This is a genomic window from Bacillus altitudinis 41KF2b, assembly GCF_000691145.1.
In the GTDB taxonomy this organism is placed as follows: domain Bacteria; phylum Bacillota; class Bacilli; order Bacillales; family Bacillaceae; genus Bacillus; species Bacillus altitudinis.
Map to the genome: position 1 here is coordinate 13,932 of NZ_ASJC01000002.1, position 18,765 is coordinate 32,696.

An 18,765-nucleotide genomic window follows, 5' to 3' on the forward strand; every position below is an offset into this window, starting at 1 on the left:
TTTTATCCCTCCTGTGCCGATATGAATTTAAAGCCGAAAGTAATAAATTCATTTGTATTTGTCGTATTGGAAACGCTTTGTATATACACATTACCATCAGTATTAATATGTGTCCTGTGTGTTTGCGGTGTTGAAGCAGCACCAATACTTGATGCTACCCCTATAAAATGCATCCCCTGTATAGGCCGATAACCACTTGGCAATGTGAAAGCAGGTACTTCAAAACCTATAGTACCTCCTGTCATAGCTCCAATTAACTCCACCTCTCCAAATGGATTCTTATAAAATTGCACTTTTTGAGTGCCATATTGTTTCCATCCGTTTAATAGAGTGGTTGGGGACTTCCATTCTATTTTCTCTGTGTCGGTTAACAAACGTTTCCAGCCAGTAAAAACACCATCAGTATGCACTGTTCCAAACCAATGCATATTGTCATAACTTCTAATGATATGAAGAGTCTTACGTTTACCGGCTGCTTCTAGAATATCTACATTAAACCACGAGGCATCGGTCGTCGTTGGCATATTCACTGCATTCGTTCCAGAGACATAATAAAAACCAGAGGGCAAGGTGAGTATATCTGTGCCAGTTGGAATAAGCATTCTAGTTCCATTTGCATTTAATAATGGATGATCGTTCAGCCTCTTCCACCCGCTCCATTCTTGCTGAGTGCCCGTGACATCAGTCGTTGATCGATTGATGTACATATCACCTGTATTATTTGCCCCTATAATCCAGCCATAGGTATTTTCACTAAAAACAGATAAGGCTCTCATAGAACTTCTTGTTGGCAGATCAGGGTGTGCTTCATGGATATACCACGAATGGACGCCTGGTAATTTTGTGAGCTTATCTAAAATACTAGGATCATTTGCATTAATTCTTTCGTAAGCCCTTCCGTCATCAGCAGTAATTTTAGATAATTGTCCTGCATCCCATTTATTTCTTTCATTTTGAGTAGGTAATTGAAGCCAGTTGATTCCGACATCATTCACATGATAGGAAAAACAAAATGCGTTGCCCGATGTATCAATTGCAATTCCTACACCGATGTTATTTTGACCTACTAACTGAAAGCCTCTTAAAGCCGCATTCCCGATTGCGGGAGAATCGACTACTCCAGAACCTCCTGGCGCATAAAATGAACAGGCACCTAAAGATTTAATTCCATTATAAATACTCCCGCCAGCAGGGATATTAACCAACTGGGCCCCGTTATCATTCGTCATTTTATAGAGCTGGGATTGATTCCATTTCTGCTTTTCTGTTTCAGCTGCATGAGATGTTGTGTCATTTTTGTGTTGATTGATTTGGTCCAATAGTCCAGCATCATTTTCAAGAATTACTTTAACCATGTTATTAAACAGTTCCGCATGGGCTTTGTCACTGGTTTTGAAAATACGAGGTGTCTTTATCTCCATCAGATTCTCCTTTCACCTTTCAGTTTTATTACATTATCTTGTACTGAACTTAAAACCAAATGTAATAAACTCAGTGGGATTGGCATTATTTGAAGAAGACTGCACACATACATTTCCATTCTTATCTATTAATGTACGATGAAATTGAGGTACTCCTGGTGTCCCTATACTTGAAGCAACTCCTATAAAATGCATCGCTTGCTGCGGCCGATATGGTGCAGGCAAGTTAAACACTGGATTATTTCCTAAAATCCCACCTTTTATCGCACCTACGATCTCGACTTCCCCTAAGAGATTCTTTCGATATTTAACTGGTAAATTAACAGGATCATATTCTTGCCAGTTGCCTTTAATTTCTTTAGGTGTTTCCCAAGCACCATCTAATAAATCGGAAAGCGTTATTTGCTTCTCCCAAGGTGTCCATGATTCTGCATTGTGTTTAAGAACTCTAAAGTAGGTGTTCTTCCCATAAACAGATTCATAAGCTATTTGAACTAATGTATTGCCATAACTCATGACCAATAAAAACACTCGATTCAAGGAAGAAGAGGGACCGTTTACTCCTGTATTATATATGAGATACATCCCTGTCTCAGTAAGGGTATTGTAGTCTGTCTCGCTAGAAAATCCATGATAAAAGGGCTTTCCATTATCTTGAGTGATTTTTACTAATTGACCGTTATCCCACCTGTTTCTATCGCTTTCTGTAGGCAGCTTTGTCCAAGTAATCGATGTATGACCGGTCTGATAATAAAAGGAATAAGCAATCCCAGAACTATCCACCGCAAAGCCAGTGCCGATATTTTCTTGTCCTACTGTCTGCAGTCCCCTGATTGAAACATTCGATGAAGCCGGGGAATCCTCCACACCAGCAGCTGCATAAAATGTACAAGTTCCTTTATCTTTTATCGCATCAAATATTCTTCCATCAGTTGACACATTGATCAGCTGTCTTCCACTATCTGCTGTGATTTTATAGCTCTGTGAATCATTCCATTTTTTCTTTTCTATTTCAGATGCGTGTACTTTCGCATCATTTGTATGTTTTAAGAACTGCTCTATTAATCTATGATCATTTTCAAGAAGTACTTTGACCATGTCATTAAACAAATCAGCATGTGCTTTATCATTTACTTCAAAAGGCTTTGGTTCTTTTACTTCCATTCAATTTTCACTCCCTTTCTTTGATGCTTGGTGCCATTTCTTTCAGCTGCTCTAGAGTAAGAATTCTTTGCTCATATCCTTCATTTAAATCTTCCATTGAACAATCACCTAGTTCGACTGCTTGTTTGACCAATTCAGGGGTCACCCATTTAAAATATAATGCCATTACCCAATAATTCATGATTCACTATCTCCTTTAAATAAAAGGATCTCATTTTTTAGCTTCTTTAGTTCGCTTGTTAAATGATCACATTGATGTTCAAGCTGTTTTCTCATTAGCTTTTCTTTAGCTACTTCTTGTGCTAGATAATCTAGCGGCAGAGGTGGTTGATATCTTGGATTGATTTGACATTCCTCCCACCATTCTTTCAATTCTTCTACCGTTGGCTCGGGCACATCTAGATGCCACTCGTTTATATACGAACCGTCTCCGTCATTTCTAAGTTCAAAATCTTTTTGCGGGTCTGCATCGGGGTATTTATACTTAATGGCTTCATATAAAATCATCAGAATCCTCCTATACTCTCGGGAAATTTCGTCCGCCTATTTCTGTAATGTCGAAATAGTTGTACCAGCCTGAATTTTCCGACACATATCGACTAACGTCTCCGTCATACCCTACATATAGGTACATTTCTAAATAGTCTCCCTTATTCGCTGGCACATTGGCAGCACCATAAAGCCCGGTACTTAAGCTCAATGTATCAGATGGGCTTGCAGGGCTTTGTCTATGGTGAGCAATATTTTTATATCTTTTTCCATTCAAATAGATCGATAATTCAAAGTTCGCGTATCGTTGAAAGCTTTCAATATAAACACCTGCATTCACTGAATACATTCCGTTTTCAGGGCAGATGAACCGATTATTTTTGATATCAAAATTGTTATGACTGTCTTTAATTTTTCGATTAAAAAGGACTTTTTGATACTCTCCTTTGGTTAATAACTGCTTTCCAGTTGTACCTATATTGGCATGACAAAACCCTGAGATTTTGTGCCATTCAGTCCAGCCAGACCCCGTCCACCAGTGACGACACCACGTACCTGTACTATCAAAATAGCTGCCTGCTTCGTTTCCAGTTCCATAGTAATATTGAATAAATCGAAAGTTACTATATTTTTCATTTTTCACAAAGCCAAATCTCGTAGGATAACCGGTATCATTCGCTTGTCCAATATCCATAAACGTAATACCTATTGGATATTCCTCGCCGCTGACTGATGCATCTTGAATGGCTTGATCGCCTGTTAATTTGAATAAACTTTCATTCGTGATCCCTGCTATTTGTTGACTGAGCGCATTGTCATTCTCCACAAGTGTGTTGACCATCCGGTTAAATAAGTTGGCATGGGCTTTGTCAGAGGTTTCAAACGGTAAAGGTGATTTTATGTCCACTTCTTTTCCCCTCCATTAATAAATATCATCAATCTCAAAAACAAATTCGATGTCGCCGTCTTTTTGTTTGTCTGTCATGGTTCGGATGGCGGTGAATTTGCCCGCTTCGTCGACAAGGGCTAGTTCATTGATGACTTCGCCTGCGAGTTCTCCTTCAGCGATGGTGCAGGTGTAGCGGATTTTTGCCGGTTCCATGAAGGTAAACGAGTCAATATTTTTTTGAATCAGTTCTTTTTTGAGTGCTTGTTCGGTTCCGTCAAGAGAGATTGGTTTTCCATCCTTTGTTCCTCCACTTCCGAACGCCATTTTGACGACTTTTGTGAGTTTTGTTCCTTCTGCTCGTGCCTTTGCCATTTGTTGACGTGCATATAGTGTGGTTACGGTTAATTGATCAGCCATTGTGATCCTCCTTATAGGTCTATTTTTTTAGAAGTTGCTGCTAGCATTTTTGATCCATCAAGTGGAACGGATCCATCGAGAATCCAGTAATGCTCCTTAATCAGTAAACTGCCGCCTTGTTCATTTTGAACATGTACTGGTAAGCGGAACGTCATCCTCTTTTTTGTTTGATGTAAAAGCTGGTTCTTTGCGCGAAAAGTCAGCGTAGCTGCTTGCTTCGTTTCATGAGATGCTCCAGTCATGACATAATTCATACGATATGCTGTTTCTTTCTCTTGTTGAAGCGGCATTCTCATCTTTAATGAATGCCGAAAACGAGCTGGGACCTCCGTAGCACCTCGTATCCCGCTAAGATAGAACGTTCCATTTAATACGAATTCACCATTGAGTAAAATTGGAATATGATCGAAAAAGCCCACTCTGCTTCGCAGTGTGAGCCGCTGGTGATGATCATTTTTTTCATGAACATCTGTATGATGAATGGCGGTGAACGTATACGCCAAATGTGCTGGCTTTAACGTTTCGAGTATTTCGACGATATATCTTGTGTTTTGCAGGTCATCTAGGTTGACACGCAATGCAAAATGATAACGGTTGACTGTAAGACGGATGATCGCACTTGGATTTTTAAGAAATCGATTCACAGATTTCTCTAATGAAAGATACGTAATTGGTGGAATGTTCGACATCATATTGAGTAATCGTGCCCTGCGCAGCTCAATCGAATCATCTGACTCTCGCTGCACCTTGAGCATTCTCTCCCACCGATTCAATCCCCACGTCGCTGTTAAAGGGAAGAACTGATCCGTTACATCAAAAATGGATTCGTCCAATTGTTCAAACTCTGGCGCCTCCGTTTTTAGTAAATGATCCACATCATAAATCTCTGTGAAATATGGCGGCAAGTAGTTTTTCATTTCATCAAGTTTGCTCAATAACCTTCACCTGCCTCAGACGTGGTATCTCAATGTCCTGTAATACTAAGTTTTTTGACTCCCCATTCAATAAGACGTTTGCATAATCGGACACACTCTCTGAATGGTACAAAATATCATTTAAAGCGGACATTCGAATCGTACTTTTTTCAAATGCGGTTGATTTTAACAGTGCTTTGACCTTTTCTTCTATTTCTTTTTGCGCACCCTCAAGTGTCCAGTCCATCTGAAGTTCGACGGACACTTCTACGTCAATATCCAGCCACTTGGCGCTTTCCACAGTTGCTTTTGAGCCAATAGGAGCTTGCCCTTCTCCTTCTCCCGGTACAGGATCGATATACTCCTGGACCCTTTTGACAAGAAGCTCAGAGGCTACATCTAGATTGCCGTCTGTGATGACAATTTTGACCGTTCCCTCTCCATTCCATAGCGGGAACACTTTCGCTCTGCCGACACCAACCACTTCCTCGGCCCACTTTTTGTAATGTGCTCTGTTGGCACTGACAGCCTCTCGCCTTGCGCGTATTAAATACCGATCGTATAATGACGCATCATCTTCTTCCTCTTGCCCTGGTATCACCAATTCCTTCATGATCATCGACTCTAGACCTGGAATGGTATCAAGCGATAGCAGCGGCTGACCTGTTAATTGCCCATTGCCGGCTGTACCAGTTGTCTCGCATTCTAGTGTACCGTCCTTTGAAAATTGAAAATAAACGTCTTCAATAAAGAATCTTGATCCTGCTGGAATGTTTACGTTCTCTGGTTGAATGGTTACGGACCACACCGCTTTGGTGGCTGGCTTTCGTTCAATCCCTACTTCTGCCGCTCGGCGATCTAAAAATTCCCCCTGTGCTGTATCAGCAAAGACAAGCTCAAACACTTGATCAAGCCAAATATACGACTGAGCCAGTTCAGCAGCAGCAGGCGCCAAGGCATTCCAAATGACGCTGTTTTCTCTTTTATCTATGTCATCTGGCAGCCTGTCCAGCATTCTTTCCATCAACGCCTCATACGTTTGCTCCTCAAACATCTCCCTCCATCACCTCCTCTATTTCTAATGTGCCTTCATCTGTGACAATGGTTAGTTTGACTTGAAAGGCATCATTTTGCTTCGTGACCTCTATCTCTTCAATATGATCAATCCGCTCATCAACGACCAATGCTTCTTCAAGCAATCTTGGAATCTCCATTTCTTTGTATTCATCAGTTGCTTCAGTATCAGTCAATAGCTCCTGAATTTCAGTGCCAATATCGTGACTGTAAATGGGATGTGCATAGCGCTCTGTTCGCAATGTCATATAAATAAATTGACGGATCGATTCAATGCCTGTAATGGCTTCATTTGTCAGCCTGCCATTTTCAAAATCTATGCGATACGTCGTCGAGGTTTCTACCTCTTCATCTTCCTCTGTTTCCTCGATTTCTTCCTCTGGTGAAAGTGCCACATTCATCACCTCCCTTACAATTTGTCGATGATGTAAAAGGACTGCCCTCCTGCCATTGCAAGTACCATAATGCTGTCTCCCCTTTTCAACTCATCATCCTCACCCTTATTTAAGCGCTTAGGCCAAATAAGCAGTTCTTCTGGAATGATCAGCTTACTGTTTTCATTTAATCGGATGTGAAGAGGCGAAGCCATTGTGACCTCTCCAATCACCAGATCAATTGGAGAAGCTGCATCTACTGCATTGACAGCGAGTCGTTTAATTGCTTCACTTAATCTCATGCTTGATCACCCTTTGGCATGGAATTTTTCTCAACGACGTCAATTGTCATGGTGTGCTTCACTCCATTGAATTCATGCTTGTCTTGATCGATCCAGTAAGTTTTTTTGATGTTGATTTCAGGGATTTTCAAATAGATTGGCAAACCGCTTTGCAGTTCAGGGATTCCGAGTGCTTGTATGCTTTTCACTTCTTGTTTGACGCCTTTTTTTTCAGCTAGGCGTACTTTCGCTCTTTTTTGAAGCTGCGGCTGGTTGATTTGACCTGTGACCGTCTCCACATGCTGTAAAATGCCGTACTGACTCTGACCCGCTTTGTCCTGTTCGATCACCACAATATCTGATTTGCTACCTTTTTTCTTATTCTTCCCCTGTTCGTCTACAGACGTGCGCATCTTCACACGTGTTGCTGTCTCTTCAATGGAGGTGCTGTACTGATAACCGATGAGGTTGACGCCTGATTCAATGACCCACACGTCCTCTGGATCGGGCCAAGCTCTCAGCCCCATCTTGCCTTTAGCAGAATAAATTTGATAATTTCTACCGGTTTGCCGCTTCGTTTCCTTCAATGCTTTTAAAATGATGTCATATAAACTCGTGTCATTTTTAAAAACGAGAGACTTCATGACATGTCCAGTATTTACGATGGATGTCATAGGGATTTGAAAGTCTGCCCCGATCCGCCTCAAAATTTGATCTGCCCGTTGATTTGAAAAAACATATACATCTTGGTTTTTCACTAAATATTGGAGCATATCGTATGCGGTAAAGGTCAGCTTTCCTTCAACAGGCGTCCTAGAAAACACGATGCCTCTGAACAGCTCTTTTCCTTTCCATTTAAAAAGAACCGTGTCTCCTTCTGAGACACGGTAATATGTTTGACTGCCTTGCTTTGTGATAATATTCGCCTGAATAGAGCGAGGGGCCTGATACCTTTGCCCCTGAAGTGTCACACTCTCTGTGACAAGCTCATACATCGTGCCGCTTCTGATGGCAAAAAGCTCAATCAATGTCAGCCCCCCTATTGTGGTATTTTCAATTTTTGCCCTGGAAAAATCCAATGTCCCGGCTGTTTAATATTGCGCTTACTTCGTTTGATCATCGCTGCTTTATTGGCATTCCAAATACGCCGCCATTTTGTACTATCGCCATAAAAACGGCCTGAAATGGCCCAAAGTGTATCTCCTTTTTTGACAGTGTACAATTTTGGTGGTGTTTTTGAGGGTCTTTTCTTTTTGGTTTGTTTTGCTTTTTTCTTTCGTTTGATTTTCCTAGGCGATGCGGTTTTATATTCCTTTAACTCGATCGTAAATTCACGATCACCTATGTCATAAGACCCTTCCTTGTGAGTGAAGCTCTCAATGCTGCACGTCATATTGATTTTAGTCCCTGTCACAATCAGGCGCACAGACTTCTTTGAACGCATCATTCGTTCAATTTTCGCTATTGCATTCTCTGGTGATGGAATGCTTTTATATTCAGCAATTGGCGAATATTTCTTAGGAAATAATGAGGTGAATGATACTTGTTTAGCTGATGGTACATCAATAAAAGTCAGTTCTCCAAAGGAGGAGACCTTCACTGTTTCATTTTGTACATTATTTGTGATCTCAAGTTCGGATGGAAGCACAGGGAATCGCAACTTCTCCTTGCCTTGGGAAATCCACAATTGATACACTGATTTACCCATCGATCACGACCCCTTTCGTTCCTGTCTGAAGCTCTACTTCCAGTTCGTCTACAAGCATTTGTCTAATTTTTTCGACAAGCGATTGCTGATCCTGTCCATTATGGAAATGCTGATCACCATTGAACTGGATGGTGATTTGTTTATTGCCTGACGTTGTTGTATTCCCAGCAGACTGTGCTGAGGTGACTTGCTGCATCTGTGATTCTGGTAAAGGAGCAGATGCATTTGATGGATCATAGACTTGCATCCCAAGTGCCTTTGCTGCCTGCGTCAATAAATATCTCCCGCGAATGCCTCTTTCTTCTGGAATAATCCATTCGCGTTTGTTTCCTTCACCGACTCTAGCTACCTGCTCCTGAGTAATCAGACCGCCATTGGCGTAGCCTTTATAAGGACCGCCTCTTCTCATACTCCGTAATCCCGGTGTATTGAAGACTGTTCCATATCTGCCCTTAATGTAGTTAATGGCTGCTACGGCATTATGAATTGGGTTCCAAATATCATTCATGCCCTTGCCTTTATTGGAATGGAAGGTCGGTCCAATGGTTTGCATTAACCCTTTAGAAGGCGTTCCCTTCTTGGCGTTGGAATCCCACAAGTTGATGGCTTTCGGGTTACCATTTGATTCGTGCTGAGCGATTGTCATAAGACCTGGAAGCCAGCTCATCGATGTACCAGTGGCCATCAGAGCTGCCATGAGCCATTGCTGAACACTAAGACCTGAAGCACCCATACCGCTGAACGCTCCGATTAATGAACCCGCTTGATTTTCAGCAAACTTTTTCACATCAACTGAATCGAGCCCTTTGACGACACCAATCGATGCGAATTTCCCTAGACTCATCATGACACGTGAAGGAGAATGAATGTCTAGTTCTTCTCTAAACGCCTGTTCCACTTTCTTCGCCATTTCTTTGGCAGCTTGTGTGACTTCACTTGCTTTTGAACGCATGCCGCTATTGAAGGCGTCGATCATTCCTGAACCCCATCCTGGTGATTCTTGTTTGGCTTGCAGGAATGGTTGTTTGACGTGTTGGTCTACGTATTGGCTTGTGCCAATTGATGTGGCATTTTGACCTGTTGCAAAGCCACTAACAGTTCCAGAACCCCAAGTTGGTGATGCTGTCATCACTTGTTGGTATGGTGCTTTTACACGACTTTGCAAAAAGCTATCAGTTCCTGTTGGTGTCATTTGCTGGCCAGTAGCAAATGCCGATACCGTTTGTTGTCCGTACTTTCCTGAATCTGATGTCATTTGATTAAATGGCTGCTGAATGTTTTTTTGCTTCCATTGATCAAGTGAAACCACTTTTTGATTCAGCCCTTGTTCAAAATCATGATTAAATTGCTCACCTATGCTGGCAGATTGGATGTTTCCATTCATTGAAACCGTTCCACCAATTGAACCGGCAGAAGCAGTTGGAGCTGCTGGAGCATTTGGCGTTATTGGAGCTGGAGAGCTAGAAACTGGACTTGCTGCTCCGCTGCTGCTTGGCACAACAGACATTCCAAGATGAGAAGCAGCTTGTGCAAGCAACATCTTCCCACGGCCCCGGTTATTTTGAGTTGGAATGACAAATTCGTTACCCGCTTCACCAATCCATGATAAGGTAGGCTGGGTGATATAGCCGCCTGTTGCATTATTATCAGGTTTTTTCTTTCCAACGATCCAATTTATTACAACATCTACAATACCGCCTGCTTTTTCAAAAATCTTTTGAACCCAACCAAATGCTGCAGAAAAACCATCACTTATGGCACCAGCCACTTTTACGATCGGTGTCTGAATATTATCTTTAAACCATTTGGATAATCCATCCCATATATCTGTCACCACTTTATACGCTTCTTCAAACTTCTTCCCAATGCTATCTTTGATGGTTCCAACCGTTTCTACAAGCGGATTCCATACATTGTTCATAAACCAAGAGGATACTGCTCCAAAAATTGATTGAATGGTTTTCCACGCATTTGATAATGCTGTCCAAATCCCCGTAGCGACTGTGACAACTGTGCTGCTTAGCGGTGTCCACACATTCTCAATAAACCAGCCTGCTACTGCACTGAATGTTTCTTGTATCCACGTCCAGGCATTGACTAGACTTGACCAGATCGTGGTTGCTACCGTAACGACTGTGTCGCTTAGCGGTGTCCAAACGTTTTCAATAAACCAGCCCGCAACTGCACTGAATGTTTCTTGTATCCATGTCCATGCATTGACTAGATTTGACCAGATCGTGGTTGCTACCGTAATAACTGTATCGCTTAACGGTGTCCACACATTTTCGATAAACCAGCCCGCAACTGCACTGAATGTTTCTTGTATCCATGTCCATGCATTGACTAGATTTGACCAGATCGTGGTTGCTACCGTAATAACTGTATCGCTTAACGGTGTCCACACATTTTCGATAAACCAGCCCGCAACTGCACTGAATGTTTCTTGTATCCATGTCCATGCATTGACTAGATTTGACCAGATCGTGGTTGCTACCGTAATAACTGTATCGCTTAACGGTGTCCACACATTTTCGATAAACCAGCCCGCAACTGCACTGAATGTTTCTTGTATCCATGTCCATGCATTGACTAGACTTGACCAGATTGTGGTTGCTACTGTGCCAACCGTGCTGCTTAATGGTGTCCACACATTTTCGATAAACCAGTCCGCAACTGTAGACCACACTTCAACAATTTGATCTTTGATTTCAATGGCTTTTTGGCCAATCTTCTCAAATCCACCGCCATCAAACCATTTTCCAATTGTTTCACCGATAGATTCTCCACCCATACTTCCAGCGATGCCGCCTACTAGGCCGCCGATGGCTGTACCTACCCCTGGAACTACACTGCCAATAGCAGCACCTGCTGCAGCACCTGCCATTCCACCGGCGATTCCTCCTCCAGTCGCACCGATCTTTTCACCAGCATTCTCTTTTTTCATACCAATTAGATTTGTTGCACTAAGTACACTGCCTAGAATAGGTACTTTCTTTAATAATTTACCGCTCCCTTTACCGATATTTTTCAACGCATCCCCTAATTTACTTGGAGGTCTTCTATTCATTTCGGTTCTTGTTGTGGCATTTGGATTTCTAGGTTGTCTTGGTGATTGACCATTTCTATTTTTAGTTTTAGTAGATCCTCCCCTGCTTAAACCTCTTGCACAACAGGGACAACAACTATTGCGAAACAAACCTTTACCACCTCGCGGCTTAGATTTCTTATTGGGAGCTGAATTTGATGGTGTGGATGTTGGCGCTGTTGTTGGTGCCGTTGTTGGCGCTGTTGTTGGCGCTGTTGTTGGCGCTGTTGTTGGCGCTGGAGTGCTACTTCCATTCGATTGATCACCTGCACCAAAGAGACGATCTAATACATTGGTCACCAATTCATCTAGTTTTTTTTCAGGATTAAATTTAATCTTCTCTTTTATTCTTCCGATCACATCTTGCTTGTACTCTTCCAGTTTATTTTCAACCCAAGGAAGTGCCTTTTCGTCCCAAAACTTTCTAGGACTTAATTTTTCTTTCACCTTGTCTGCAACATCACCTGCATATTTTTGAATTTCATTTAACCCTTTATTAGCAAGGCTCTGGAGCCAATCCTGTTTAGGTTCATCCGTTTTAACTGGCGGACTAACAGCCTCAGGTTCTTTTTTTATATTTTGTTCTTTCACAACTGACTCTGCCTGATCTCGTTTTTTCAACTTACTCTTTGCATTGTCTTGAACAGACACTCTGATCTCATGTTTAGCCATTGTCAAGCTTTTGAGTGTCTTTTTGATTCGTTGAATGGCAGCGGTGGCTTGGTCAACCATGTTTAATCTCATATAGTACGTTCTGTTCATGAGCTGAAGGATTGATTTTTTGATTGATGACATTTTTCCTGACAACTGATCATTCAGTTTGAACGTCAGCAGGATTGGACTTGATTGTGATTGTTTCAAGCGATCTATACTGGATTTAATGACATCTAGTCCTTTTGCTTGAATGGATATGATCATCTGTTTCGGTATCATGTTCAGCTGGTTTGTTAATGATTTGAGATCACGATAGATTCCTTGATCTAGCTTCATGGATAATACAGAAAACCTTCTCATCGATAAATTGAGGTTCCTTAGCTTCTTTTCATCCATTTCCAGGCTTATTTTCACCGGTTTTCTAAATGGTTTGAGCTGCTTCTCAAACGTTTGAAATCGTTTTTGAATGCGCAACAGCTTCTTTGATACTTTGTCTTCTAATTCAAATCGTGCAGTGAGCTTAGCCAGTTTATTTCCCTCCTTTCTTTGCTTCTTTTTCTAGCATGTCGAGCTTGTAGCTGATGAGTCCGAATAAGAATGCCTTAAATTGTCTTGGTGCTTCGTATAAATCGAGAAGTTCTGATGGGGAATAGTGAAGCTCATGCATGGCGTAATATAAAAACACCGCTTCCTTATCCCCATCTTTTATTAGTTTTTTGCTGCGTCTTCTAAATCTTCAATTTCGTCTTCAAATCCGTTGATTTCAATGGCTTTGTTTAACCAGTTTGCGTATTCACCGCCGACAGATAAAACACGTTTTGCAACTTCAACTGGATCTTGTGTGCTGTAGGCTTCTCTTAATTCCTTTGAGCGGAAATCTGGATAAATCGTCGATTCAATGGCAATTCGTGCGTAGAAGCGCTGGCTGTCTAAGTCTTTCACACGGCCTCTGCCTTTGACATTTTTGAACGTGGTGTTTTCTTTTTCCAGTTCATCAATACGTTCCGTGGTAATCGCTTTGAAGACAAAAGGAATGACATTCCCTTTTTTATCAACAAAACGCTTAGAAATTGGTACTTTGACCTCTTCCGCTTCTACTGTTTGTCCTGGCATAAAAAATGAAAGATCAAATGTTTGTTTTTCGCTCATGTTTAAAAACTCCCTTTTGTTTTTTGAATACAAAAAAGCACATCCATTTTTGAATGTGCTTTCCAATCTTTTCATGTATAATATAACTCGTACAATTGAACGGCTTGCTCAAGGGTGTCTGGCTCATCCCCGATAGGAAGGGGGTGATGCTCATGTCAACGTTCCAAGCGATTTCCCTAATGCTTTTATTCGGGATGTTTATCCTTGCTTTGTTGACATATATAAACAAAAAATAGACTCCCCTTGAGCTTTGGTAGGTGAAAGGGAAAGTCTATCCTTAAAACTATCTAATTGATAAGCCAGCCCCTTGAAGGGCCTCATTGTACATTGCCGGGATGTTAGCGCATCCTGGCTTCTTTTTATTGTATGCAAATCGCTTTGCATGTAAACATCATTTTGTGTGTCATTGAATGCAATGTGCATTACAAATGCATTCATTTTTCATTACATTTGCATTATAGCATATTTGGTTTTTATTTAGCTAATTAATTAGCTAATTTCCTCCACATTTCTTAGAAAGAATTCTTCAGCTTTTCAGGCAGATCAAAGTCTTCAAATGTAAATGGAACTTCTTCTTCAAGTGCCTCTGAATCGACGTCTAGTCCAGCAATTTTAGCTGAATCAAAGTTGACATCGAATAATGTCACACGCTCTGTACCTCGGCCTGATGATTTATCATCAATTACCGCTTGAAGAGTGAAATAAGGATCTTCCCCTTTTTTCACATAGTTGAGCATGAGTTGAACGAAACGTGACGTAACTTTATAGAATGTTGCCGTTCCTGTTCCGTTTGCCCCAGTTGTTTTATGGCCAGTCATTCGGCGGCCCATTACGTTCACTTCTGATTTATTTTTCTCCACGTTTGCTTCAAACGTTTTGATAAAGGCAAGCTCCTCACCTTCTAAGAAAAGACGACCTTCTTTACCTGAGATTGTATTTTGCGCTTTAAAAGCCATCTTACTTCACCTCCACATTGAAATAGAATTTTTCTGCTGCGTCTACTGGCTGTACTGCTAAATCGATGATAAATCCATCACGATCTTCATTGAGGCCAATGACGATGTCTGTTTCTGAGTTAAAGCCTGTAATGCCGCTTCCATCTTGAAGTTGTGTGAGATACTGTGTAATCAGTGTTTTCACAAGCTGCACTCCATCATCAGATGCTGGAATGTCATTGCCATTGGCTTTGCGTAATTTAATCAAATTTTTCAGTTCAAATGTTAAATCATTGTTGATTGCATCTAGCACACGGATGATTTTGTTTTTCGCCATTTGCTGGTTCTTTTCAACCGTGAAGCTTGTCAAAGAGTTAATATCTTTTTCAACGCTCACCGTGCGGTCTCTTGCATCGAAAGTGAAAAGAAACTCTCCTTGTGATAAACGGTATTCTACCTGATCATTATCAAGACGCTCTAATGTATCGACTGCGCCTTCGTATTCAACAAAGGTCAGTGACTGATTAAAATTCGCTCCTGCACTTGCTCCTGCGACCCAAGCTGTTGTTTGAGCAGGCGTCAGTTCTGTTCCGTCTTCTAAAACAACACCGCTTGTGACATTGATGATTCCTTCTTGATCAGCTGCATAGTTAGCCACAACGCCTTGCACCTTACGTCCTTGCTTATCACGTAAACGCTCAATAAATGACGCGAATGTTGCTTTTAATTGCTCACTATTATCGACTGGGAGTGCAATGACATCAAAGTATTCCGTTTCAGCTGCTTCTAGGAAAGCTGTATAATCTGCGACACTTGCCACACCGTTTTTCCCGCCGCTTAAAGCCGCTCCTGCAGTAATGACCGCTTCGCCTTCACCAGAAAATTGAACGTATTTGTTTTTCACAAGATCTTTGACATCTTTGACCACCTGTTTATCGACAATATCTGTTCCAAGATAGGTGATGACGTCACGCTTTGTGCTGTCGAGTACATTTTCTGCCACTTGAATGGTAATCTCATTTCCTTTTTGACCACCATAATTGGCTGTGACCACAAAGTTTTCTGCGATTTCCGCTTTGGCTGGCTCTCCTTCGTTTAGACGGTAAAGCAAGACCGTTTGCGCTTTTTTCTTCGCTTCACGGAAAAGAAGAAGTGACTTATCATCAATGTTGAGCCCGACCTTTTTATTTAAGTCTTCCATATCGGAAACGGAAATAAAGGTTTTTGGTTCTCCCCAGCTCATGACAAGAGGAAGTGCAACTGTTCCTCGCTCGCCTAAAGTAATTCGCTGCTCTGCTGTTGTTTTAAAATTAAAGTAAATGCCAGGACGCTTTTTCTCTGTACCTGGTGTAAAAGTGCCTCCGTTCATCCTTTAAACCTCCTTGGACAAAAAAGCATCGATGTGCTTCTTTGCTTCTGTTTTTGTAATTGGTTGATGTTTGATATAAAAAAGAGCACCTTCAAGGATTTCTGGTTTTACCCCAAAAAGATCCTTGCTGTGCTCTTTTAAGGCTTCAAATGAAAAGCCAAATTCTTTTTCTTCGCCCGCTGTTTGATCGAGCTGTGTTTTTTTAGTCTTGCTCACGTTTGATCACCCCCTCTGAAAAATTGATATCTTCTAGGCTTGGCTGTTTATCTCGGTTGTACCAATAGCTGCTATCCCACGTCAGGACAATCGCTGCTACACCTTGATCTATGATTCTTGTTTCCACTCTTTTTATGCGGACATAATCATCAAGCACCTCTCCATCTTCACTGATCATCTGAATGATTTGACGATCAGCAAGCAATGCATCGACGATTGTTTCCGCCGCATCATGCGCTTTTTCTGTATCCATATGAAACACTTTCACTTGCAGCGAATAAGATTTCATAAAAGTAGACACTGTATCTGGACCACTAATGACAGTCACTGGCGGCACATAAACAGATGGCACTTGGAAACGCTCTGGCAGAAGACGATCATACATTTTCACAGGAAAGTGTGTGTATATATAATGCATGATTGCCCCGACTTCTTGATTCATTCCATCACCTCCCAAAATGTCGATCGATCCAGCTTTGAAGCTTTCGATCCAGCGAGTGTTCAAACATTTGTTCATAGAGCATGACGGCATGATCCCAGTACCCATTTCCTTCAATCCATTGAGATGAAAGCATCATGCCAGTACTGGCGTTCGGATCATATTCAAAGCGGCTGCCTGCCCATCTGCCAGGCACCCATCTTCGTTCTCCATTTGAAGAAATGGCATGTCCATCGTTCACGTAAGAGGCATAATCAAGCTGTGTCCCCACTTCTAGCGTGAGCCCGCCTCGGGAAGTGAGAAAGTAATTCTCCTTGTCACCTTTTTGAAAGGAATTGAGGAGACGGCCTGTATCAACAGCCTTTTCTTTGATGATTTCATCTTGAATGATGTCTAAAAACTGTAAGCCCATTTCCTGTAACCACTCTTGATATTGCGCCGTTAAGCCGATACTATTTGCCTGTTGGAGCTGGGATAGCAGCCGGTCAAGTCCATCAATTTTCATAAGTTTTCCTTTCTGACGGCCATCACTTCCATGTGATGATTTTTCACTCTTTTTGGCTGCTGCAACTTGAGTGAGATGCCGTTCCACACCATTTTGTCATGCAAGCGAATGTCGCTTGCTAAAGGGAAATGGACGAGATAGGACTGATAGATAACTGTATTCGGTTCTTCTTGCACGAGTGACTGGCTTTTTTCTACAACATAGCAAGCCACATCTCTCATACTTGGTGTATCAGGATAAGTGAGGTCCGTTTGCAGATCCCCTGCTGGTATACCAAATTTGCCACGGACTGCCCCCTCATTCTCTAAGTGAAAAAGATCACAGCGATCCGTTAATAGAGAATCATAGCTCATAATGATCTCACCTTTAAATTGGCGCTGCCACCAGTTAATGACGGTTCAATATAATCAACAAGAAGGGCATACACATAAGGTCTGCCTTTCACTTTGTCCGCTGCCTTTGCATATGAATAATCACCCATTTTTTCTGAAGTCAAGCCTTTCATCATGGATTCATCATCATTCAGCATGGCAAAATACTGGGCCATTTTTAATAAGGCGATCCTTGCTTTTTCAGGAATGGGCTGATATTTTTCATGCGTAAAATCGTGCCCGACCATTTGAAATACCGCTGCTTCTGCTTCAATAATATCTGCCGCTAGTCTCTCTACAGAACGATTTTTCACGCGATCAAATACAGAATAGGCTTGTAGTTCCTCAGCAGAAATGATCATAGCCTGCTGTCACCTACTCTTTCACTTTCATGACTTTGGCTACAGCATCCTCTTCCTCAAATTTGCTGTCGAGCTTCGCTGTCAGAACAATGATAAACTTACGGCTGCGAATATCTTTTTCTACTTCAATGCGAATATTGCGAGAAAACCCTACAATAATGTTTTTCGGATGTGTCAGTAAAATATCTGATACATCTGTTCCTTCTTCATCATATGGCTGCATATTGGCAAGACCTTTGACCGGAACACCGAATGCAGAAGAAAGGCCGCCTTGAATCGCCGCATCTCCGAGACCTGTCTGACGGTTTGCTACTTGGTCTTTCCACTCGACCTCTAAACTTGGGGATGTATAAAAACGGAAATCCTGAGGTACACGTAAATATTTTGACGGCATCGCTTTATAGCCTTGTTTGAACATTTGACGGCTAATTTCCGCTCCATTCGCATCGACAATATGAGAAACTGCCTGTTTTCGTACGCCATCCATTTGAGCTAAAAATGGATCTTGTGATGTTGTATCACCGTTGACGATCAGTTCTTCAATATCGACTGCCGCTCGTTCCGCCAGCATTTGCATAATGGTTTGCTGAATCCCGTCTTTTTCAATGTTGTTTTCAATGCTGTCGTACGTCATATGAATCTCAGCAATGACTTCTTTTGCATTGAGCTGAACAGTGCTTGTCGCTGGGACAACACGGTCTTTTGCATCAAGCGCTTTGCCTTCTTCTGCTGGGCGTAAAATGCGCTGACCGAAGCCGATTTTTTCGATTTTTTGTGAATCACTTTCCATTGGAATGATACGTGCATCATTTAAAACGGTTGGTGTATTTTGCATCATTCTAATGAATGTGTTGGATTGGGCTGCGTTCATGAGACCGCCTGTTTTTAAGCTGGCAAGTGTCATTTCAGCCTTGCGAATCAACTCTTGATTTCTCACACTTTTTCCTCC

At 41.7% G+C, this 18,765-nt stretch carries 24 protein-coding genes; 1 reads left to right on the forward strand and 23 read right to left on the reverse strand.

What is annotated here, in order from left to right; all coding sequences use genetic code 11:
- Positions 1–2 precede the first annotated feature (2 nt).
- From BA79_RS04050 to BA79_RS04115, 15 genes are read right to left on the reverse strand one after another with little or no spacing between them, the layout of a single operon-like run.
- Complete coding sequence (locus tag BA79_RS04050; protein WP_008344069.1) at positions 3–1,421, reverse strand: hypothetical protein; 1,419 nt, start codon at positions 1,419–1,421, stop codon at positions 3–5.
- A gap of 33 nt (positions 1,422–1,454) precedes the next feature.
- Positions 1,455–2,585, reverse strand: coding sequence for a pyocin knob domain-containing protein (locus tag BA79_RS04055; protein WP_008344072.1), 1,131 nt, complete (start codon positions 2,583–2,585; stop codon positions 1,455–1,457).
- Positions 2,586–2,592: 7 nt separating this feature from the next.
- On the reverse strand, positions 2,593–2,766 hold the full coding sequence (locus BA79_RS04060; RefSeq protein WP_017359001.1) for a phage portal protein: 174 nt from the start codon (positions 2,764–2,766) through the stop codon (positions 2,593–2,595).
- Positions 2,763–3,092, reverse strand: coding sequence for an XkdW family protein (locus BA79_RS04065; RefSeq protein ID WP_008344076.1), 330 nt, complete (start codon positions 3,090–3,092; stop codon positions 2,763–2,765). The genes BA79_RS04060 and BA79_RS04065 overlap by 4 nt, the downstream gene beginning before the upstream one ends.
- 10 nt (positions 3,093–3,102) lie before the next feature.
- Complete coding sequence (locus BA79_RS04070) at positions 3,103–3,981, reverse strand: hypothetical protein (RefSeq protein WP_008344078.1); 879 nt, start codon at positions 3,979–3,981, stop codon at positions 3,103–3,105.
- Between the two features lie 15 nt (positions 3,982–3,996).
- Positions 3,997–4,380, reverse strand: a complete 384-nt coding sequence (locus BA79_RS04075) for a phage tail-collar fiber domain-containing protein (RefSeq protein WP_008344081.1) — start codon at positions 4,378–4,380, stop codon at positions 3,997–3,999.
- An 11-nt stretch (positions 4,381–4,391) separates the two neighbouring features.
- Positions 4,392–5,315 (reverse strand): YmfQ family protein, encoded by a 924-nt coding sequence (locus tag BA79_RS04080; protein ID WP_035701130.1) that lies wholly within the window; start codon positions 5,313–5,315, stop codon positions 4,392–4,394.
- The gene (locus tag BA79_RS04085) at positions 5,302–6,348 is read right to left on the reverse strand and encodes a baseplate J/gp47 family protein (RefSeq protein WP_035701133.1); all 1,047 of its coding nucleotides are present in this window, start codon (positions 6,346–6,348) and stop codon (positions 5,302–5,304) included. The genes BA79_RS04080 and BA79_RS04085 overlap by 14 nt, the downstream gene beginning before the upstream one ends.
- Positions 6,341–6,763, reverse strand: coding sequence for a DUF2634 domain-containing protein (locus tag BA79_RS04090; protein ID WP_008344087.1), 423 nt, complete (start codon positions 6,761–6,763; stop codon positions 6,341–6,343). The genes BA79_RS04085 and BA79_RS04090 overlap by 8 nt, the downstream gene beginning before the upstream one ends.
- A gap of 14 nt (positions 6,764–6,777) precedes the next feature.
- Positions 6,778–7,044, reverse strand: coding sequence for a DUF2577 family protein (locus BA79_RS04095; RefSeq protein WP_017358996.1), 267 nt, complete (start codon positions 7,042–7,044; stop codon positions 6,778–6,780).
- Positions 7,041–8,051, reverse strand: coding sequence for an XkdQ/YqbQ family protein (locus BA79_RS04100; protein WP_035701136.1), 1,011 nt, complete (start codon positions 8,049–8,051; stop codon positions 7,041–7,043). Before BA79_RS04100 ends, BA79_RS04095 begins: the two co-directional genes overlap by 4 nt.
- An 11-nt stretch (positions 8,052–8,062) precedes the next feature.
- Complete coding sequence (locus BA79_RS04105; protein ID WP_007500584.1) at positions 8,063–8,731, reverse strand: LysM peptidoglycan-binding domain-containing protein; 669 nt, start codon at positions 8,729–8,731, stop codon at positions 8,063–8,065.
- The gene (locus tag BA79_RS04110; RefSeq protein WP_081826971.1) at positions 8,724–12,998 is read right to left on the reverse strand and encodes a transglycosylase SLT domain-containing protein; all 4,275 of its coding nucleotides are present in this window, start codon (positions 12,996–12,998) and stop codon (positions 8,724–8,726) included. Before BA79_RS04110 ends, BA79_RS04105 begins: the two co-directional genes overlap by 8 nt.
- Position 12,999: 1 nt before the next feature.
- Positions 13,000–13,137 (reverse strand): hypothetical protein, encoded by a 138-nt coding sequence (locus BA79_RS19365; protein ID WP_008344097.1) that lies wholly within the window; start codon positions 13,135–13,137, stop codon positions 13,000–13,002.
- Positions 13,138–13,178: 41 nt separating this feature from the next.
- Entirely contained in the window at positions 13,179–13,619 is a 441-nt protein-coding gene (locus BA79_RS04115; protein WP_008344099.1) for a phage tail assembly chaperone, read from the reverse strand.
- Positions 13,620–13,798: 179 nt separating this feature from the next.
- On the opposite strand from BA79_RS04115, the gene BA79_RS19680 reads away from it, so the two are divergent.
- Positions 13,799–13,855, forward strand: coding sequence for a putative holin-like toxin (locus tag BA79_RS19680; RefSeq protein ID WP_229200408.1), 57 nt, complete (start codon positions 13,799–13,801; stop codon positions 13,853–13,855).
- A gap of 276 nt (positions 13,856–14,131) precedes the next feature.
- Here BA79_RS19680 and BA79_RS04125 read toward each other — a convergent pair whose 3' ends face one another.
- The 8 genes from BA79_RS04125 to BA79_RS04160 are packed head-to-tail and all read right to left on the reverse strand — an operon-like array spanning position 14,132 to position 18,753.
- Positions 14,132–14,575, reverse strand: coding sequence for a phage tail tube protein (locus tag BA79_RS04125; RefSeq protein WP_003213309.1), 444 nt, complete (start codon positions 14,573–14,575; stop codon positions 14,132–14,134).
- Position 14,576: 1 nt separating this feature from the next.
- Complete coding sequence (locus tag BA79_RS04130) at positions 14,577–15,923, reverse strand: phage tail sheath family protein (protein WP_017367936.1); 1,347 nt, start codon at positions 15,921–15,923, stop codon at positions 14,577–14,579.
- A gap of 3 nt (positions 15,924–15,926) precedes the next feature.
- Positions 15,927–16,139, reverse strand: coding sequence for a YqzN/YkzM domain-containing protein (locus tag BA79_RS04135; RefSeq protein ID WP_008344108.1), 213 nt, complete (start codon positions 16,137–16,139; stop codon positions 15,927–15,929).
- Entirely contained in the window at positions 16,126–16,581 is a 456-nt protein-coding gene (locus tag BA79_RS04140) for a phage tail terminator family protein (protein WP_035701149.1), read from the reverse strand. Before BA79_RS04140 ends, BA79_RS04135 begins: the two co-directional genes overlap by 14 nt.
- Positions 16,582–16,585: 4 nt before the next feature.
- On the reverse strand, positions 16,586–17,083 hold the full coding sequence (locus BA79_RS04145; RefSeq protein ID WP_035701152.1) for an HK97 gp10 family phage protein: 498 nt from the start codon (positions 17,081–17,083) through the stop codon (positions 16,586–16,588).
- Positions 17,080–17,436 carry a YqbH/XkdH family protein gene (locus BA79_RS04150; protein WP_017358987.1) on the reverse strand — a complete coding sequence of 119 codons (357 nt, stop codon included), beginning with the start codon at positions 17,434–17,436 and terminating at the stop codon, positions 17,080–17,082. The genes BA79_RS04145 and BA79_RS04150 overlap by 4 nt, the downstream gene beginning before the upstream one ends.
- A complete protein-coding gene (gene yqbG, locus BA79_RS04155) occupies positions 17,433–17,816 on the reverse strand; it encodes a protein YqbG (RefSeq protein WP_007500574.1) in 384 nt (127 codons plus the stop codon). The genes BA79_RS04150 and yqbG overlap by 4 nt, the downstream gene beginning before the upstream one ends.
- A gap of 13 nt (positions 17,817–17,829) precedes the next feature.
- Positions 17,830–18,753 carry a phage major capsid protein gene (locus BA79_RS04160; RefSeq protein ID WP_017358986.1) on the reverse strand — a complete coding sequence of 308 codons (924 nt, stop codon included), beginning with the start codon at positions 18,751–18,753 and terminating at the stop codon, positions 17,830–17,832.
- Positions 18,754–18,765 lie beyond the last annotated feature (12 nt).

Coding starts and splice junctions, on each gene's coding strand:
- BA79_RS04050 (WP_008344069.1), bottom strand. CDS start 1,421: ATGGAGATAAAGACACCTCGTATTTTCAAAACCAGTGACAAAGCCCAT.
- BA79_RS04055 (WP_008344072.1), bottom strand. CDS start 2,585: ATGGAAGTAAAAGAACCAAAGCCTTTTGAAGTAAATGATAAAGCACAT.
- BA79_RS04060 (WP_017359001.1), bottom strand. CDS start 2,766: ATGAATTATTGGGTAATGGCATTATATTTTAAATGGGTGACCCCTGAA.
- BA79_RS04065 (WP_008344076.1), bottom strand. CDS start 3,092: ATGATTTTATATGAAGCCATTAAGTATAAATACCCCGATGCAGACCCG.
- BA79_RS04075 (WP_008344081.1), bottom strand. CDS start 4,380: ATGGCTGATCAATTAACCGTAACCACACTATATGCACGTCAACAAATG.
- BA79_RS04085 (WP_035701133.1), bottom strand. CDS start 6,348: ATGTTTGAGGAGCAAACGTATGAGGCGTTGATGGAAAGAATGCTGGAC.
- BA79_RS04095 (WP_017358996.1), bottom strand. CDS start 7,044: ATGAGATTAAGTGAAGCAATTAAACGACTCGCTGTCAATGCAGTAGAT.
- BA79_RS04105 (WP_007500584.1), bottom strand. CDS start 8,731: ATGGGTAAATCAGTGTATCAATTGTGGATTTCCCAAGGCAAGGAGAAG.
- BA79_RS19365 (WP_008344097.1), bottom strand. CDS start 13,137: ATGCATGAGCTTCACTATTCCCCATCAGAACTTCTCGATTTATACGAA.
- BA79_RS04115 (WP_008344099.1), bottom strand. CDS start 13,619: ATGAGCGAAAAACAAACATTTGATCTTTCATTTTTTATGCCAGGACAA.
- BA79_RS04125 (WP_003213309.1), bottom strand. CDS start 14,575: ATGGCTTTTAAAGCGCAAAATACAATCTCAGGTAAAGAAGGTCGTCTT.
- BA79_RS04130 (WP_017367936.1), bottom strand. CDS start 15,923: ATGAACGGAGGCACTTTTACACCAGGTACAGAGAAAAAGCGTCCTGGC.
- BA79_RS04140 (WP_035701149.1), bottom strand. CDS start 16,581: ATGAATCAAGAAGTCGGGGCAATCATGCATTATATATACACACACTTT.
- BA79_RS04145 (WP_035701152.1), bottom strand. CDS start 17,083: ATGAAAATTGATGGACTTGACCGGCTGCTATCCCAGCTCCAACAGGCA.
- BA79_RS04150 (WP_017358987.1), bottom strand. CDS start 17,436: ATGAGCTATGATTCTCTATTAACGGATCGCTGTGATCTTTTTCACTTA.
- yqbG (WP_007500574.1), bottom strand. CDS start 17,816: ATGATCATTTCTGCTGAGGAACTACAAGCCTATTCTGTATTTGATCGC.